General features: G+C 62.2%; 16 protein-coding genes. 10 read left to right on the top strand and 6 right to left on the bottom strand.

The features are described 5' to 3' along the window. Nucleotides 1–1,288 precede the first annotated feature (1,288 nt). A complete protein-coding gene (locus tag ACWAT4_RS19900) occupies nucleotides 1,289–2,602 on the top strand; it encodes a serine hydrolase domain-containing protein (protein WP_449727854.1) in 1,314 nt (437 codons plus the stop codon). Between the two features lie 255 nt (nucleotides 2,603–2,857). Beyond that, complete coding sequence (locus ACWAT4_RS19895) at nucleotides 2,858–3,934, top strand: hypothetical protein (protein WP_449727853.1); 1,077 nt, start codon at nucleotides 2,858–2,860, stop codon at nucleotides 3,932–3,934. Between the two features lie 526 nt (nucleotides 3,935–4,460). Here ACWAT4_RS19895 and ACWAT4_RS19890 read toward each other — a convergent pair. Continuing rightward, nucleotides 4,461–4,853 (bottom strand): NUDIX hydrolase, encoded by a 393-nt coding sequence (locus ACWAT4_RS19890; RefSeq protein ID WP_212303846.1) that lies wholly within the window; start codon nucleotides 4,851–4,853, stop codon nucleotides 4,461–4,463. 156 nt (nucleotides 4,854–5,009) lie between these two features. Next, nucleotides 5,010–6,110 (bottom strand): AI-2E family transporter, encoded by a 1,101-nt coding sequence (locus ACWAT4_RS19885; protein WP_212303847.1) that lies wholly within the window; start codon nucleotides 6,108–6,110, stop codon nucleotides 5,010–5,012. A gap of 506 nt (nucleotides 6,111–6,616) precedes the next feature. Here ACWAT4_RS19885 and ACWAT4_RS19880 point away from each other — a divergent pair. From ACWAT4_RS19880 to ACWAT4_RS19870, 3 genes are all read left to right on the top strand, one after another. Then, complete coding sequence (locus ACWAT4_RS19880; protein ID WP_212303848.1) at nucleotides 6,617–6,844, top strand: hypothetical protein; 228 nt, start codon at nucleotides 6,617–6,619, stop codon at nucleotides 6,842–6,844. A gap of 347 nt (nucleotides 6,845–7,191) precedes the next feature. Continuing rightward, complete coding sequence (locus tag ACWAT4_RS19875) at nucleotides 7,192–9,231, top strand: acetoacetate--CoA ligase (protein WP_449727852.1); 2,040 nt, start codon at nucleotides 7,192–7,194, stop codon at nucleotides 9,229–9,231. Between the two features lie 120 nt (nucleotides 9,232–9,351). Continuing rightward, the gene (locus tag ACWAT4_RS19870; RefSeq protein ID WP_011087444.1) at nucleotides 9,352–9,654 is read left to right on the top strand and encodes a hypothetical protein; all 303 of its coding nucleotides are present in this window, start codon (nucleotides 9,352–9,354) and stop codon (nucleotides 9,652–9,654) included. A gap of 5 nt (nucleotides 9,655–9,659) precedes the next feature. Here ACWAT4_RS19870 and ACWAT4_RS19865 read toward each other — a convergent pair whose 3' ends face one another. Both ACWAT4_RS19865 and ACWAT4_RS19860 read right to left on the bottom strand, forming a co-directional pair. Then, complete coding sequence (locus tag ACWAT4_RS19865) at nucleotides 9,660–9,893, bottom strand: hypothetical protein (protein ID WP_212303850.1); 234 nt, start codon at nucleotides 9,891–9,893, stop codon at nucleotides 9,660–9,662. Between the two features lie 337 nt (nucleotides 9,894–10,230). Further along, nucleotides 10,231–10,515 (bottom strand): hypothetical protein, encoded by a 285-nt coding sequence (locus ACWAT4_RS19860; protein ID WP_212424670.1) that lies wholly within the window; start codon nucleotides 10,513–10,515, stop codon nucleotides 10,231–10,233. A 187-nt stretch (nucleotides 10,516–10,702) separates the two neighbouring features. Between ACWAT4_RS19860 and ACWAT4_RS19855 the strand changes: the two genes are divergently transcribed. The 3 genes from ACWAT4_RS19855 to ACWAT4_RS19845 all read left to right on the top strand — a co-directional run bounded on the left by ACWAT4_RS19855 (nucleotide 10,703) and on the right by ACWAT4_RS19845 (nucleotide 12,330). Then, nucleotides 10,703–11,290: a formyltransferase family protein gene (locus tag ACWAT4_RS19855; RefSeq protein ID WP_449727851.1), complete on the top strand. Its 588-nt coding sequence runs from the start codon at nucleotides 10,703–10,705 to the stop codon at nucleotides 11,288–11,290. 199 nt (nucleotides 11,291–11,489) lie between these two features. Further along, nucleotides 11,490–11,840 (top strand): hypothetical protein, encoded by a 351-nt coding sequence (locus tag ACWAT4_RS19850; RefSeq protein WP_212303853.1) that lies wholly within the window; start codon nucleotides 11,490–11,492, stop codon nucleotides 11,838–11,840. Continuing rightward, on the top strand, nucleotides 11,785–12,330 hold the full coding sequence (locus tag ACWAT4_RS19845; RefSeq protein ID WP_212303854.1) for a hypothetical protein: 546 nt from the start codon (nucleotides 11,785–11,787) through the stop codon (nucleotides 12,328–12,330). The genes ACWAT4_RS19850 and ACWAT4_RS19845 overlap by 56 nt, the downstream gene beginning before the upstream one ends. Nucleotides 12,331–12,381: 51 nt before the next feature. On the opposite strand, the gene ACWAT4_RS19840 is transcribed toward ACWAT4_RS19845, so the two are convergent. After that, entirely contained in the window at nucleotides 12,382–12,780 is a 399-nt protein-coding gene (locus ACWAT4_RS19840) for a RidA family protein (protein ID WP_212303855.1), read from the bottom strand. A 148-nt stretch (nucleotides 12,781–12,928) separates the two neighbouring features. Here ACWAT4_RS19840 and ACWAT4_RS19835 point away from each other — a divergent pair, with 148 nt between their 5' ends. Both ACWAT4_RS19835 and ACWAT4_RS19830 read left to right on the top strand, forming a co-directional pair. Next, entirely contained in the window at nucleotides 12,929–13,804 is an 876-nt protein-coding gene (locus tag ACWAT4_RS19835; protein ID WP_449731234.1) for a DMT family transporter, read from the top strand. Between the two features lie 204 nt (nucleotides 13,805–14,008). Then, entirely contained in the window at nucleotides 14,009–15,421 is a 1,413-nt protein-coding gene (locus ACWAT4_RS19830) for a caspase family protein (protein WP_449727850.1), read from the top strand. A 101-nt stretch (nucleotides 15,422–15,522) separates the two neighbouring features. On the opposite strand, the gene ACWAT4_RS19825 is transcribed toward ACWAT4_RS19830, so the two are convergent. Then, entirely contained in the window at nucleotides 15,523–15,762 is a 240-nt protein-coding gene (locus tag ACWAT4_RS19825; protein ID WP_212303857.1) for a BrnA antitoxin family protein, read from the bottom strand. Nucleotides 15,763–15,765 lie beyond the last annotated feature (3 nt).

The raw sequence follows: 15,765 nt of genomic DNA, 5'->3' as shown, positions 1-15,765 counted from the left end.
AGGCTCTTCAGAGGGAATAATCGCTCTGGGGTGCGTACTCATAAAATCTGCCGCTAAGAGTAGGCGCACCTGATGTCTGCTTGTCTCCCAACAGCGGCGCGAAGCGGACGTTGTCGGACTTCCGAGAAGGGCCACAAGCGGGCGTCGCAGTGGCCTGCCTATTACGTGTATTAACTGCAACCGGCCTTGTTGCATTCCTCGCGATGAGGCGGGATCCCGCGCCTTGCCATGTCTTCCCGCTCAGCGGAACGCGAGCCCTTGGGGTTGCAACCAGCACCAACAGAGGCATAGCGCCCGTGGTCACCGCGCGGGTTTGACGGCATTCCATCAAGATCGATATCCCAATAATACGACACGCAAACTCGCTCATCCGACGGCTCTAGCGTGCAGTTCTCTGGGGGACCTGGATCACACTGAAACCGATCCCGATAGAAGGTAATTGGAACGCCTTCGCAGCTTACATGCCATTTCCAGAGAGACCTCTCAATCGAGCAGGTGTCGGGATGAAGCGCGACTGCCGTTGTAAGTTCTGGTAGACCAAGTTCTTTGAGTGAGCCCTGCATGGCTTGCTCGGCGGATGGTGCTCGGGCGAATTTAAAGGCCACAAAGGCAATACACAGCATAGCAATCGCGCCTAACACGGGACGCCTGAAGGGCCACGACCTATTCTCATCGCTCATGTAAGCTGCCTACACTACGATGCTCGTCCAACCAGCCTGTTACCAGATCATAGCCCGGCCTGATTGCGACCTCGCCCAGTTCGTCCATCGTTAATGGTGGGCGAAGAAGATCTTGCAACACCAACATGTCAGCGTAGAACCGAAGAGGCCTGTCAGGTCCGCGTATACGGGTCCAAGCAATGCCATTAATAAACTCGCGAAGCAGCAACATGCACTCCACATGCTTGGCTTCCTTCGAGATTGGTCGATCGACGACTGCTCGCCATCGATTGACCAACTCGGAGTAGGCTCGGACTGTTCGCGCTACGGCCATAGCATGTCCTCCAAATGATCGGGGCTTTTCGCTGGCCGAATGCCCATCCTCCGATTGTATAACGGTAAAATATCAACCTGTCGCGTAGCATAACTTGATAATTTTACGCATCCTCGCGAAGTCGGTTTTGGGTCATAAGCTGAACTCGGCAGCCAACATGACGAAGGTCGGCTTACCTTGGCAAGCAGACATCACTGCGAACTGAGCGCAGGTCAGCCACGAGCCAATAGGAGACATACTCCTTGAAGTTTCCACCCGATTTGATCTCTACTTACAGGACTCTTTGGGGGACGTCATGTCGGCGCCGCAATATTCCCGCCGTAAGGCCGTGTCATCGCTGGCTGCTACAGTCGCCTGTGCGTTTGCCGGTCCCATTCCCGCAACCGCAGAGCCAGTTTCTCCCGGCGAGACGCAAGACTGCGCCGGTCCGATTTTCTCCACAACAGGTCCAAACGCCGAGCTTTACGGCGCCAAAGATGGTTATCCTCTTCCCGACATTGCGGAGGCGCGGAGGCAAGGCGACCCTTGGGAGCCAAAATACCGTGTCGGCGCATTCACCCATATCGATCACATCTATCCAACGCGGCTTATCAGGCGAGCTGTGACGCCTTGGAAGTTCAAGTGCTCGAGGGCAGACGTTTACTACAATTTTCAGGGAGGCAAGTTTTCGCCACTCGACTACATGTCGCGCAATCCAGCCACTGGCCTGCTAATCGCCAAGGACGACCAGATTATCTTCGAGGGCTATCAGTACGCGCGAACTGATCAAGATCGGTTCGTATCCCAGTCGATGGTCAAGACGATAACCGGACTGTTGATCGGGATCGCCATCTCGGAGGGGGCGATTAAGTCGGTCGATGATATCCCCGAAAGTTATGTACCGGGTCTTATAGGCAGCGAGTACGGCAGGACGCCAATTCGCGATCTGCTGCACATGGCCTCAGGCGTCGATTTCGGTGAAACAAGAGACGGAGGACGTGACCTCAATCGCCTGTGGAACGGCATGGGGATCGCATTCCCGGACTCAAAGTTGGGCACGGTTAAGAGCATTGTGCAATTCAATCGGCGTGTCGCCCCAGCGGGAACGAGATTTTACTACGCGAGCATAGAAGCCGACGTGCTCGGCATGGTGCTTCACGGCGCTGTCAACAAGTCAGCGTCTGACTATCTGCGCGAGAAAGTGTGGGAGCCGATCGGCGCGGAAGCGGATGCCAATTGGCTGGTAGACGCAGAAGGATTCGAACTGGGGCACTTTGGCTTCAATGCCGTTCTGCGCGATTACGCCCGGCTAGGACGTTTGCTGGCGCATGATGGCGCATGGAATGGCAAGCAGATCGTTCCGACGCAATGGATGATCGATGCAACCACCGTTCGCGCTTCGGATGACTATCTGCGACCGGCCGTGGCGACGAAGGGATTTGGTTACGGTTATCTCTTGTGGTTGTTTCCCGGTGAGAGGCGGCGGTTCGCGTTGTTAGGATTCAAGGGCCAGTATATTTGCGTTGATCCGACCTCTAAGGTCGTCATGGTGCATACTGCAATTGAGGACCCGGTACATCGAGACGAACCATGGGCTCTATGGTCGGCAGTGGTCGATCAGTTAGGCTGATAATGGCTCGGGACAAGCTCGACATCGACCGCTTCGGGTCACTTCAAGACATTGCCCGATGGGCATAGATAGGACCCTCGTCCACCCGGAGAACAGCAAGTGGGCCGAATAGCAGCCTTCGCATGGATCGCATGGATCGTAACGACTTTCACAATCATTGTGGTTGCCACTCCACTCCGTGCTCAAGCAGTACCGCAAGCATCAGCGTGCGGATATCTTGCTGGTCTAATCGATAAGGCATCGCCGTCAGGGCCGTTGTTCCTGCCCAGCTATCCGACCGTCGAATCGGGGCCTCTCCATGGCGCCGCCTACCTCTATGACAATGCGGTAGCCGCCATCGCATTGGTCGGTTGCGGTGAGCGAGACAAGGCGTCTCGAATTGGCTCGGCGATTCTCTGGGCCATCGATAACGACCGCACCTGGCATGATGGGCGGCTCCGAAACGCATACGCCGCGGGTGTGGTGGCCAGTGGCTCCGCCAAACTTCCGGGTTGGTGGGACAATACGCAGAACAAGTGGTTAGAAGATCGATATCAGGTGGGCAGCGACAATGGTAACATGGCATGGGCCATGTTGGCGTTGCTGTCGATTGATGATGTGAACACCGGCTCTCGGTTCCGCGACGGTGCGGCACGGCTTGGCACCTGGATCGCGCAATGGGCCGACGCGCGCGGCACTGGCGGTTTCACGGGCGGTACGTTTGGGCACGAGCCGACGCCTGACGTACGGACATGGAAATCAACCGAACACAATACCGACCTCGCCGCCGCGTTTGGCCTCCTTGCAACCCGCACCGGCGATTCACGCTGGCGTGATATGGCAACAGCGGCCGAGCGCTTCGTCGATACGATGTGGGATCCGGCATGCGCCTGTTTCGCCGCAGGGACCGCCGAAGACGGCATCACGCGCAATCCGATTTTGGCCCTTGATGCTCAAGTCTGGCCGTTAACGGCGCTCCCCGGAGCGGCCGAGAAATTTGCATCGGCAATTTCGACCGCCGAACAGCGAATGAGTGTCGACAAGGGCTTTTCTTACGGTGAAGACCGAGACGGTGTGTGGACCGAAGGGACGAGCCAAATGGCTCTCTTGCTGAAATTGCTCGGCAGGATCGGGAGGGCAGAGTCGTTGATCGCCATCATAGAATCCCAGAGGTCGCCGGATGGCGGGTTCTATGCCACGAGTGTCCGCGCGCTACCGACTGGGTTCATGTTGGATACCGATCCGGCCAGGCCACGCCTCTATTTCCGATTGCCACATCTTGGCGCGGCTTCGTGGGCTGCCCTCGCCGAACGTGGATTCAATCCCTTTACGGCGACAAAAGGACTTCCGTAATTAAGGCCGCGCTGCTTCTCGTCTCGGCCTCTCCGGTCTTTTTGATTTCGATATGCCGGCTACGGGTCACAACCGGGCTTCCCCGCGCGGTACTGTCCATGGTCCGTTTCCATTCAGAGAGCTGAGCTTCCGTTGCTTGCGGCAGAAGACAGCTAAGGGGCAGGAGGCGATGGATTTGGCTGTTTCGCAAGAGGAGCAAATACGGCGACTGCACCGCGCATCGATCTTGCAAATCCTCCAATCGCAAGGAGCATCATGCCCCGACATGAAAAACCCCAGTGCGTAGGGGCACTGGGGCGTTTCAAAAAAATGAATTGGTAAGGCAATGACGCCTCTATAGCAGCCCTCTCCACGGCAGCTTGTGAACTGGTTCACATGTGGCGCGCGGTCGACCGGACTATTTGTCGCACCAGGGCGGCGAAAGCGGAATGTGTTTTGGTTGAGCGATGCGAACCGGGAGCCCGGATCACCTCTCCCATAGGGCGAGGTGATCCGTGACGGCGACCGAACCTGACTCCATCGAGCTCTAGCTCCGCCGCCGCTTCCTCGGAAACAGGCGATCGCGGATGTAGCGCGAGGTTGCGGTCAGGCGGACCCCGCGCGGCTTCTGCCAGGCGGCGCGGTCGAGCTCCTTTTTGTCGCCGATCGCGAGGCGGCCCTTGGCGTTTTTCGCGATGAAGATCGCGTCGCTCATCTTGCGGCCCGAACGCTTGTTCTTGGCCTTCACTTCCTTCCAGAGGCTGATCCGGCCGAGCTTCAGCTTGGGCAGCTCCTCCTTGATCTCGCGCCGCAGGCAGGCCTTCTCCGTTTCGCGCGCGCGTTTGCGGCCGCCGGGGAACATCCACAGGCCGTCCACCCGTCGCCTGACCAACAGAACCTTGCCGCGCCTGGCGGCAACCAGCTTGGAAGACTTCGCCATACCTGTCGCAAACCGAAAAAGGAATCGAGCCATGGTAACTTGTCTATTTCGTTAGACAAGTTCGACGGCCGCTCCGGTTGCTGCCGCTGCCCGCAATTATCCACATGCGGCAAGGCGCGGCCAATCTCGCAGACCTCTCCAGCGCGCGAGGCGCGATCAGGTCTCGTCGGGTGTGGGCGCCTCGGCTGCCCGCTTCGCCGCCGTCCCGATCCACGCCGCAGCCAGCTCCCACGCCACCGACAGGATGATCGGCCCGATGAACAGGCCGACGATGCCGTGGGCGAGCGTGCCGCCGATCACGCCGACGAAGATCACGATGGTCGGCGTGTTGAGGCCGCGTCCCATGACGAGCGGTTTCAACATGGTGTCGATGAAGCCGACCACGACGAAGAACACGGTGAGCACCAATGCCGTCGTGACGTCCTTGGCGGTCCAGATCCAGACGATCACGGGCAGCAGCACGAGGAAGGCGCCGATCTGCACGATCGAGAGCAGCAGCACGATGAAGGCCAGCAGGCCGGCGCTCGGCACCGCCGCGAGCTTGAAGCCGATGCCGGCAAGCAGCGCCTGCACGATGGCGACGCCGATCACGCCTTGCGCAACGGCGCGGATGGTGGCGCCGCCAAGTCCGAGGAAATGCTCGCTCTGCTCCGGCACGATGCGGGACAGGAAACCGCGCCCGGCCGCAACCAGTCGCGGTCCGTGCGGAAACAGGAAGCCGGCGACGAACACCGAAACCAGGAACTGCAGCGTGCCGAGACTGGCATCGCCTGCGAGCACGAGGAGCGGTCCCGCCAGCGGCTGGAGATACGGCGCGACCTCGCGCAGCACGGCGCGGATGTTGGTATAGGCCTGGTCCCAGAGCTCATAGAGCGTGGGTCCGATAAGAGGCCAGGACTTGAGCGACTCCGGCGCCGACTGGAGCGCGAGATCACCGGTGCCGAGCTGGTGCGCGAGCTCCCTCACCCCGTCCACGGCACTGAGGCCGAGCCAGGTGGCAGGCCCGAGGACGATGCCGAGCGTGATCAGGGTCAGGATTGCCGCCGCGGTCTTGGGCCGTCCGCCGAGAGCCTTGGCGACCCAGCTGAACGCCGGATAGAACGCGACCGCGAGCACGGCACTCCAGGCCAGGATCGGCACGAACGGCCGGATGATCAGGAATGTCCAGATGATCAGCAGCGCCAACAGGCCGAGCCGGATCACGAGCTGAATAACGTCCTCGCCCGTCAGGAGCTGACGCAGACTTTTCACAGGCACGGCTTTCCTTGCGGCATCGATCCGGGTTCCGGCGCTTGCGCGGGCCCAGCCTTATTGCGAGCCCCGGGCCGGGCGTCAAGACGAGCAGGCCCCCGGCTCCGGCTGGGGGTGATTAGGAACGCCTCGTCCCCGCCGGCATTCCGGGACCATGGCACGCCGTCCCAGGGAGCCCAAAATCCTCGCAGCTGTTCACCGCGGCATTCATTATGCGCTCAAGCCGAACGCCGCACCCGGCTCATGGCGCTACGGCTACACGATCGCCGCCGGGTGCGGTCAGGACGGGTCCAGGGCCGGCTGCCTCTTCTCGCGGTCCGGCGCGTACAGATGCGCATCGACCGCGGCATGCGGTCCGGGCAATCCGAGGCGGCCCCTGGGGCTGCGGCACAGGCGACGAGAGCCCGGTTTGGCTAACGATGATTAACCGGATTTCAGCCGGCCGATTTACGCCGATGCAAAGGCCCGCATCTACGCTTTGCGTCGAGGTCCCCAATAAGAATTGCGGTGCAATGGCCAACAGTCTCTGGACGATCGAAGAATTCACCTGCCCCGGTTGCAGCATGAACTACACCGCGACAAGGGAGGAGCATGCCGAGCCGCATTCAGGCCAATTCAAATGCAGGATCTGCAGCGGCGAGGTCCACTCGTGGTCCGGCAAGCACCATTTCTTTGGCTGGCAGGCGGTGAAGACCAAGCCGGCGGTGTTCGGCCGTCGTTGGGCCGGAGTGCAGTGGTAGGCCTGCGCGGCCGAGCGAACCACAATTGCCCGTTGCAGAGGACGACAGCGATCCTTTGATCATGGCAACTGCTCCGACATAAAAAACCCGCGCCGGATTTCTCCGCGCGGGTGTTACGAATTTTTCGATGATGCCACTCTGCTCCTGTTTTGCCCGACGTGTCAAATCCGGATGACGCGACGCGTTGCGCCGTCGAGATCGGGTGAGCTGATCGCGTTGGACGAGGTCCGAGCAGGGTCTGGCCGGCGCCAACTGAAAATGTCGAACGCATTCAATACCCCCGCTACTGTGCATGGGGTTGTTTTCGACATAAATTCCCCCTCCCCGCAAATCGAAGCCGACACGCAATGGCCGCTCCTTTCGTCCCGCAGATCGCCCTCTACCGCAATTGGCTCGCCGCGCGGCGTGGCCTGACATTCCAGAATTACGAGGACATGCGGCAATGGTCGGTGCGCGATCTCGACGGATTCTGGCGCAGCATCTGGGACTATTACGATCTGCAATCGCCGACGCCATTTGAGGCCGTCATCACCGAGCGCAAGATGCCCGGCGCGGTCTGGTTTCCCGGCGCGCAGGTGAACTATGCGCGGCAGGTGTTGCGGCATGTCGACGCGGCGCATGCCGCCGGCCTGCCCGCAATCGTCAGCGGCGGCGAGGACGGCAAGCTCACAGAGACCAGCTGGCCGGAGCTCAAGCGCAAGGCAGCCGCGCTCGCGCTGCATCTGAAGGACTGCGGCGTCCGGCCCGGCGATCGCGTCGCGGCCTATCTGCCCAACATCCCCGAAACCATCATCGCGTTTCTGGCGAGCGCCAGCATCGGTGCGGTCTGGAGCGTCTGCGCGCCTGACATGGCCGCGCCCGCCATGATCGACCGCTTCAAGCAGATCGAGCCCAAAGTGCTGATCGCCTGCGACGCCGTCACCTATGCCGGGCGCAGGCATGATCGCAACGACGTCGTCGCCGAGTTGCGGCGATCGCTACCGAGCGTCGAGCACGTCATCCTGCACAGCGAAGCCGCCGCGGCGGACGCGCGACTCTCCGACATCACCGCAGGGACGGGCACCGCGATCGACGCATTCGAGCCGATGTGGCTGCCGTTCGATCATCCGCTCTGGATCGTCTATTCCAGCGGCACCACCGGCCTGCCGAAACCGATCGTGCACGGCCATGGCGGCATCGTCATCGTGGCGCTGGCGCTGCTCGGTCTGCACAACGACCTCGGCTGTTCCTACCACGAGAACTCCTTCGGCGAGCGCTATCACTGGTACTCTTCGACCGGCTGGATCATGTGGAACTGCCAGGTCGGCGGCCTGCTCAGCGGCACCACCTGCTGCATCTTCGACGGCAGTCCCGGCGGCACCAAGGACAAGCCGGACTGGTCCACGCTGTGGCGCTTCGTGGCACAATCGAAAGCAACGTTGTTCGGCGCGGGCGCGGCGTTCTTCGCCAACTGCGCCAAGGCGGAGATTGATCTCGCTGCTGTCGGCGACCTGTCGCAATTGCGCTGTCTCGGCTCGACCGGCTCGCCGCTCAGCGCCGACACGCAAGCCTGGTTCAACGACCGCTTCGCGGCGCTGTCGAAAACAAATGGCAGCGCGGCACAAGCCGACATCTGGTGGGCGAACATCTCCGGCGGCACCGATTTCGCCGGCGCCTTCATCGGCGGCAACCGCGAATTGCCGCAGACACCGGGGGCCATGCAGTGCCGGCTGCTGGGCGCGGCGGTCGAAGCTTTCAGCGAGCAGGGTCGCGCCGTGATCGACGAGGTCGGCGAGCTCGTCTGCACCGAGCCGATACCATCGATGCCGCTCTATTTGTGGAACGACAAGGGCGACGTTCGCTATCGCGCCAGCTATTTCGAGACCTATCCCGACAATTTCGACGGCAGCGGCCGCGGACCGGTGTGGCGCCACGGCGACTGGCTCAAGGTCAATCCGGACGGCTCCTGCGTGATCTATGGCCGCAGCGATGCCACCATCAACCGGCACGGCCTGCGCATGGGTACGAGCGAGCTGTACTCCGCGATCGAGGCGCTGCCGGAGGTGCTCGATAGCCTCGTCGTCGATCTCGAATATCTCGGCCGCGACAGCTACATGCCGCTGTTCGTCGTGCTGCGTAACGGCGTCGCCTTCGATGGCGCGATGCAGGCGAAGATCAACAAGGCGATCGAGGCCGGCTTGTCACGACGATTCCTGCCGAACGAGATCTTTGCGGTGGCCGAGATCCCGCGCACGCTCTCGGGCAAGAAGCAGGAGCTGCCGATCAAGAAGCTCTTGCTCGGCCAGCCCGTCGAGAAGGTCATCAACAGGGAGGCGATGGCCAATCCGGCCTGCCTCGACTGGTATCTCGCCTTCGCGCGCGACTATCTGGCGCGAACCGCCGCCTGAACTCGGCGACGCGGACAGGCCGTGGGTATGCCAGATCGGCCCAATTGCACCATCGGCATTTGCACTCCGTTCACCGATCGCCGCTAGACGGATCAGGATCTCCTCCAGCGAACCGCAGCCATGGCCGACCTCAACGCCGTCCTCACCAGGCTCAACGACCGCCTGCTCCGCCTCGAAGGCGAGCTGTTCGTGCTGCGCTCGCTGGCGCGTGCGACGCTGACCGCGGGTGACGATCACGCCGCGCGCATGCGCAAGCTGGTCGAGGCTGCCAAGGTCGCGCTCGACGACGAAGCAAAACGTGAGCTCGACAAGCCCACGCGCAAATATGTCGATGCGGCAACGGCGCTGGTAGAGGAGTTGCTGGTCGAGCCGACTCCGGCACGGCCGCTGTTCACCGTCATCGACGGCGGCCGGCGCGACTGAGCGCGTCAGACCGTCGTGCCGCCGGGCTCCGTGGATTCAGCCTTCAGCCGGCTGAGACCTTCCTCGATGATCGCGATCTCCTCGTCGATCTTGCTGATCGCCAGGCTGAAATCGTAAGCACCCGACCTGCTCTTCAGATCGACGGCGAGGCGCTGCCTGTGCATCATCAGCTCGTCGAGGCCACGGCGATTCTTCAGGCGCACATAGGCGTCCACGATTTGCGCAATTGCATTCGACATAAAATTGGTCCCGGCAAAAATGCCCGCGCAGCGCACCTACGCCGGCGGGGCATTTTTGGTGTCGCGGTACGCAATACAAATCCGCGACAGATTAGTCGATACGACAGCCAGGTTGAGAACGCGTTACCGTTTGATGATTTTGTGGTCGCAGAAATAAAAAGCCGCTGGCGATCACGCCAGCGGCCAAAGCCGGGTTCGAAAATGGATCCGGAATGAAATTTAGCCAGCCCCGGTAAGCGCACGTTCTAACGACACACAGCGGCTTCCGTCTGTCGGAAACGAAACACAGGAACCGGCGTATTGATCATTTGTGGCTGAGCGTTGCCGCGCGGCAACGCTAGTCGACGACGCAAAAATACTTCCGCGGCAGCCTGCGGTAGGCGCCGTAACGATAGTACGGCCTGTAGGCGTAGCCACGATAAAGCGCCGGCGGCTCCTCGCCGTAATAGGCGTTGTGATAGAAATTGTAGATCGTTCCTTCCGCGCAGCGATAGCTGTCCCAAGTCGGACCGATGAAGGGCGCCACGCCGATTTCGGGCGGGACTGCCGGGTATGGCCCGCCGGCGCGGGCCGGAGCGGCCGCGATCAGGACAGCGGGAAGGACAAACCAAGCGCTTCGCATGTGCTGGCTCCGAGCCGGTCGTAATACGCCCATGGAAGCACCTGAACAGGCGGCAACGCAATTGCCGAGTTCATCGCTCCCCACCCTTCGCATTGTTGATAACCGCCGCAAACGCCGCGCGGGTGGTGACAGGACGGCCGGACGTGTTATCGGGGGATGACGCAGCTGCGAGACGGATCAGACACCCATGCGCATTACCCTCGTCGGCTCCCGCCATTTCGGCGTGACCACCCTGAACATGCTCCGCGAGCACGGCGTCGGGATCGTGCGGGTTGTGGTGGCCGATGCGGATGACCGCCTGGCCGCGACCGCCGAGGCCGCCGGCATCGAGGTGGTGGTGCAGGCCAATCCCAAGCTCGTGGTCGCCTCCGAAATCGCCCCCGACACCGATCTGATCATCACCGCGCACAGCCATGCCCGGATCGGCAAGGACGCCCTCGCCGCCGCCAAGCTCGGCGGCATCGGTTATCACCCCTCGCTGCTGCCGCGCCATCGGGGCAAGGCCGCAGTGGAATGGACCATCAAGGAAGGCGATCCGATCGCCGGTGGCACCATCTATCACCTCGCCGACCGCATGGACGCCGGCGCCATCGCCGCCCAGGACTGGTGCTTCGTCAAGAAGGGCGAGACCGCCCGCGAGCTCTGGGAGCGTGCGCTGGCCCCGCTCGGCCTCAAGCTGCTGGCTGACGTGATCGACTACGCCAAGGTCCACAAGGCGTTGCCGGCCAAGGCTCAGGACGAGCAGTTCGCGACCTCAGCTCCGAGCCTGTCCTAGAGCTGCTCCATCCTGCGTCTCGCCTGACGTTAACGATTAACGTGAGGGGGCCTTGATTCCGCTTCGAAAATCAGAACCGAAAACGCAAATAAACCATTGTTCCCACAGGAACAATTTTCGACTTTGCATTGCACCAAATTTCCGTCACATTTCCTCCGAATAAGAGTCAGCATATCAGACAGATTCAAGGACGGAATTCATGCGTTTTGGTCGCATCGCGGCATTCTGCGCCGCTTCAATTATTACCGCCCCCCTCGCCGCCCCGGCCGTCGCCCAGACCCCGTTTGACGGCAATTGGCAGGTCACCATCGTGACCAAGACCGGTTCCTGCGAGCCGACCGCGAGCTCGATGCTGACGGTTGCCGACGGCAAGATCACAGCGCCCGGCGCTAACGTTTCCGGCACCATCGGCAGTGGGGGCCTTGTTAAAGTTTCGATCAATGGTGCATATGCCAACGGTCAACTCAGCGGCAACGCCGGATCGGGGAAGTGGAATGGAGCATCTGCAGGCATACCGTGCAGCGGGCGGTGGGAAGCATCGCGCCAATAAGCAATTCGGGACGAGCGTCCTTACCCGGCGGCTGCTCGTGGCGGCCGCCGTTTTGTTTGTGACGGCTGTTGCCAGCTCGGAGAGCAGAGCCCAGTCCGGTCCTTTCGCGCCGCTGGCGGGAAGCTGGAGCGGCGCCGGCACCGTCACCCTGGATGACGGGTCCACCGAACGTATCCGCTGCCGGGCCAAATACGCCCCGATCGGACCGACCATGGAGATGTCGCTGACCTGCGCCAGCGATGCCTACAAATTCAACCTCGGCGCTAGCGTTAAGGCCGAGGGCAGTGCCATCACCGGCAATTGGTCGGAGACCAGCCGCAACATCTCTGGCTCGCTCCAGGGCCGCGGCGGCGGCGGAAACTACGAGCTGGTTGCCTCGGCCGCCGGCTTCAACGCCAACATCTCGCTGAAGACCTCTGGCAACAAGCAGAGCGTCCGGATGCGCGCGGACAGCCAGTTTCGCGGCGCAGACATGACGCTGTCGCGCTGAGCCGTCCGGCCACAAAGCAATCGACCCGGCGACCTCGCCGGGTCGATTTTTTTATGCGCCAGGCACAAACGCCGTGACCTCGATCTCGACCTTGGCCCGGTCATCGACGAGGCCACCGATATAGAGCAGCGTCGACGGCGGGAAATTGCGCCCGAGCGTCTCCTTCCAGGCCGCACCAATGCCGGCGCCTGCGGCCTCATATTCGCTGCGGCTAGTCAGATACCAGGTCAAACGCACGATGTGCTCAGGGCCCGCGCCTGCCTCGGCGAGAAGCTTGATGATCCGCTTCAACGCGGCCGCGACCTGGGCTGCCATGTCGGGATGGTAATCGCCGGTCTCGTCGCCGCCGGTCTGCCCGGCCAACACGACCCAGCGGCCCGGCCCCTCCGCCACGACGCCATGTGAAAAACCCCGGGGTTTCTTCCATTCGGCCGGCTGCAAGATGCGCATGAGCGGAGATCTCCCGATCTTCTTGTTGATCTGCGTCTGGATTACCACGCCGCGCTGCATCGCTGCATCCGCAGATTTGGCCGTTGCCAACGCCAGCGATGTCGCCGATACCGGCCTCCCCTCAGCTTTGACCTCCTGCCCCGCATCGATGAGCGCAACACCGTCCAAAACGATGGCCGCACTTTGGATGGCCGGCTGGCTATCCCTGATGCTGGTCATGGCGGTCGCGGGGCGCGAGACCACGCGCGAGTTGAGCGTCTTCCAGATCATGGAAGTACGCTCGCTGATCGGCTTCACGCTGCTGCTGCCACTCATCTACCGGGCCGGTGGCGCCAAGGCAGTCGCAACCAAACGCCTGCCTCAACACCTCGTCCGCAACGGCGTGCATTATTTTGCACAGCTCGGCTGGTTCCACGCATTGACGCTGATTGGAATCGGCCAGGTCGTCGCGATCGAATTCACGATGCCGATCTGGACCGCGCTATTGGCCGCGACCTTCCTGTCCGAGCGCATGACCAGCTGGAAGATCGGAGCCATCGTGCTCGGCATCGTCGGCGTCGTCATGATCGTGCGGCCCGCCACGGGCGAGATCAATCCGGGGCAGTTGATCGCGCTCGGCGCCGCGATTGGCTTCAGCATTTCCATGGCTCTGGCGAAATCGCTGACGCGGACCGAGAGCGCCTTGTCGATCCTGTTCTGGATGATCGTGGTGCAGATGGTCATGGGCCTGCTGCCGACGCTCTATGTCTGGACCTGGCCGTCGGTCACCCTCTGGGGTTGGCTCTTTGTCATCGGGGTCTGCGGCACTTTCTCGCACTATTGCCTCGCCAGCGCGCTGCGTTACGCGGACGCGACCATCGTGGTTCCCATGGACTTCCTGCGGGTTCCCCTCACCGCGACGGCCGGCTGGCTGGTTTATTCGGAGCGCCTCGACTCCTGGACCGTTCTGGGTGCGGCCCTGATCCTGTTCGGCAATCTCCTGAATCTGAAGCCTGCCGCACCGGTTCCCGCACGCGCGCAGTGAACCGGGGCGCGGCCTGCCGCGACAAATCACAGTGATCGAGCGTGATATGGATCACGCTGGAAGAGCATTCCATCGTGCACATTCGGTCACAGGGTCGGGTGAATTGGGTGCACCGCCGTTTTGCTTGCGCGAGGCCGGGGGCTTTCGTGTAGGTTCGCACCCAATTTGTTGCTGCCCATTATTCGATTCTGTTGGGGATTCCACATGCGCACTCTCACCATCATCGTTTCGCTGATGTGCATGGCGCTGTCGGTCAGCGCCGCGAAGGCCGACCGTCGCGTCGCTTTCGTCGTCGGCAACGGCGCCTATAAGAACGTCGCGCAACTGCCGAACCCGCCGATCGACGCCAAGGCGATGGCATCGACGCTGCGCAATGTCGGCTTCGACGTGATTGAAGGATCTAATCTCTCGCGCGACCAAATGACGGAGAAACTGCTTGATTTCGGCCGCAAGGCTCAGGGCTCCGACATTGCGATATTCTATTATGCCGGCCATGGCATTGCCGTCGGCGGCACCAATTATCTTCTGCCCGTCGATGCCGACATCAAGTCGGAGATGGACGTCAAGCTCGGGGCCGCCATCAACATCGACCTGACGCTCGACCAGACCATGGGCGATGCCAAGGTCAAGCTGGTGTTCCTCGACGCCTGCCGCGACAACCCCTTTGCCGCCAAGATCAAGTCGAACTCCGCCACCCGCAGCGTCAACGTGGGGAGCGGTCTCGCCGAGATGAAGTCCGGCGAAGGCACGCTGATCGCGTTCGCGACCGGCCCGGGCCAGACCGCGCTCGACGGCCAGGAGGGCAACAACAGCCCGTTCACCCGCGCGCTGATCGACAACATCACCAAGCCCGGCGTCGAGATCCAGCAGGCGATGACCTCCGTCCGCGCCCAAGTCAATGAAGAGACCCACAAGGGCCAGCTGCCCTGGGGGCACACCAATCTGATCGGCGCGGTCTATCTCAACCAGGCGCCGACGACCCAGGTCGCCAACGCGGCGCCAACGGCAACCGCTGCGCCAGCCGCAGCGGCCAGCGGCTCAGAGGCTGAAGTCGAGTTCTGGCGCTCGGTGAAGGAGTCCAACAAGGCGGAAGAGCTCAACGCCTATGTCACCGCCTATCCGAACGGCCAGTTCAAGGCGCTGGCACTGGCGCGGCTCGCGGCGATCAAGAGCGGACCGTCGACCACGACCCGCACCCTCAACGCCGGCGTCGATCCCGCGACCTTCACCGAAGAGGCGAGCCAGCTCACCGAGGACCAGATCGGGCTCGACAAGAACCAGCGCCGCGACGTGCAGCGTCGGCTCACGGGGCTCGGCTTCGACACCAAGCAGACGGGTGTCTTCACCGACGAGACCCGCACGGTGTTGAAGCGCTGGCAGGCGGCGCGCGGCTATCCCTCGTCGGGCTACCTCAACAAGCTTCAGCACAAGGCCATGCTTTCGGAGGTTGTGGCTGCCCCGCCGACCGCGAGTGACAACAGTCAGAAGGCGGCCCGGCGCGCCAGCGCGCCCAGCAGCGCACCGGCTCCCCAGCGTAACAACGCGGGTGATGCTGCCGGCGCAGCCTTCGTCGGCGGCGTCGTCGGCGGCATGATGGGCGGCATGTTCCGCCGCTGAGGCTCGCCTCTCTCGCAGAACACGAAAGCCCGGCTTGCGCCGGGCTTTTTGTTGTTGCTCCTCAGAATGGGGAGTCAGCGGCTACACGCGACGAGCGGTGTCTACTTCCCTGCCGCCTTGCGCAGCGCCTCGTTGATGCGATCCTGCCAGCCGGGTCCGCCCTCCTGGAAGAACTCGAGCACGTCCTGGTCGATGCGCAACGTGACCTGCTCTCTGATGCCCGGCGCCACATTTGGCTTCGGCGGCGCCGCGGCAACCTTGGCCGTCACCTTCTTGAACGCCGCCTCGGCTTCGGTTCGCGCGTCGCCCAATGTCCGCGGCCGCCTCGGTTGTTCCGCCATCTT

Source organism: Bradyrhizobium sp. T-1 (assembly GCF_053592855.1).
This window is presented reverse-complemented; position numbering and strand designations above follow the sequence as displayed.

Coding starts and splice junctions, on each gene's coding strand:
- ACWAT4_RS19900 (WP_449727854.1), top strand. CDS start 1,289: ATGTCGGCGCCGCAATATTCCCGCCGTAAGGCCGTGTCATCGCTGGCT.
- ACWAT4_RS19890 (WP_212303846.1), bottom strand. CDS start 4,853: ATGGCGAAGTCTTCCAAGCTGGTTGCCGCCAGGCGCGGCAAGGTTCTG.
- ACWAT4_RS19880 (WP_212303848.1), top strand. CDS start 6,617: ATGGCCAACAGTCTCTGGACGATCGAAGAATTCACCTGCCCCGGTTGC.
- ACWAT4_RS19875 (WP_449727852.1), top strand. CDS start 7,192: ATGGCCGCTCCTTTCGTCCCGCAGATCGCCCTCTACCGCAATTGGCTC.
- ACWAT4_RS19870 (WP_011087444.1), top strand. CDS start 9,352: ATGGCCGACCTCAACGCCGTCCTCACCAGGCTCAACGACCGCCTGCTC.
- ACWAT4_RS19865 (WP_212303850.1), bottom strand. CDS start 9,893: ATGTCGAATGCAATTGCGCAAATCGTGGACGCCTATGTGCGCCTGAAG.
- ACWAT4_RS19860 (WP_212424670.1), bottom strand. CDS start 10,515: ATGCGAAGCGCTTGGTTTGTCCTTCCCGCTGTCCTGATCGCGGCCGCT.
- ACWAT4_RS19855 (WP_449727851.1), top strand. CDS start 10,703: ATGCGCATTACCCTCGTCGGCTCCCGCCATTTCGGCGTGACCACCCTG.
- ACWAT4_RS19850 (WP_212303853.1), top strand. CDS start 11,490: ATGCGTTTTGGTCGCATCGCGGCATTCTGCGCCGCTTCAATTATTACC.
- ACWAT4_RS19845 (WP_212303854.1), top strand. CDS start 11,785: ATGGAGCATCTGCAGGCATACCGTGCAGCGGGCGGTGGGAAGCATCGC.
- ACWAT4_RS19840 (WP_212303855.1), bottom strand. CDS start 12,780: ATGCGCATCTTGCAGCCGGCCGAATGGAAGAAACCCCGGGGTTTTTCA.
- ACWAT4_RS19835 (WP_449731234.1), top strand. CDS start 12,929: ATGAGCGCAACACCGTCCAAAACGATGGCCGCACTTTGGATGGCCGGC.
- ACWAT4_RS19830 (WP_449727850.1), top strand. CDS start 14,009: ATGCGCACTCTCACCATCATCGTTTCGCTGATGTGCATGGCGCTGTCG.
- ACWAT4_RS19825 (WP_212303857.1), bottom strand. CDS start 15,762: ATGGCGGAACAACCGAGGCGGCCGCGGACATTGGGCGACGCGCGAACC.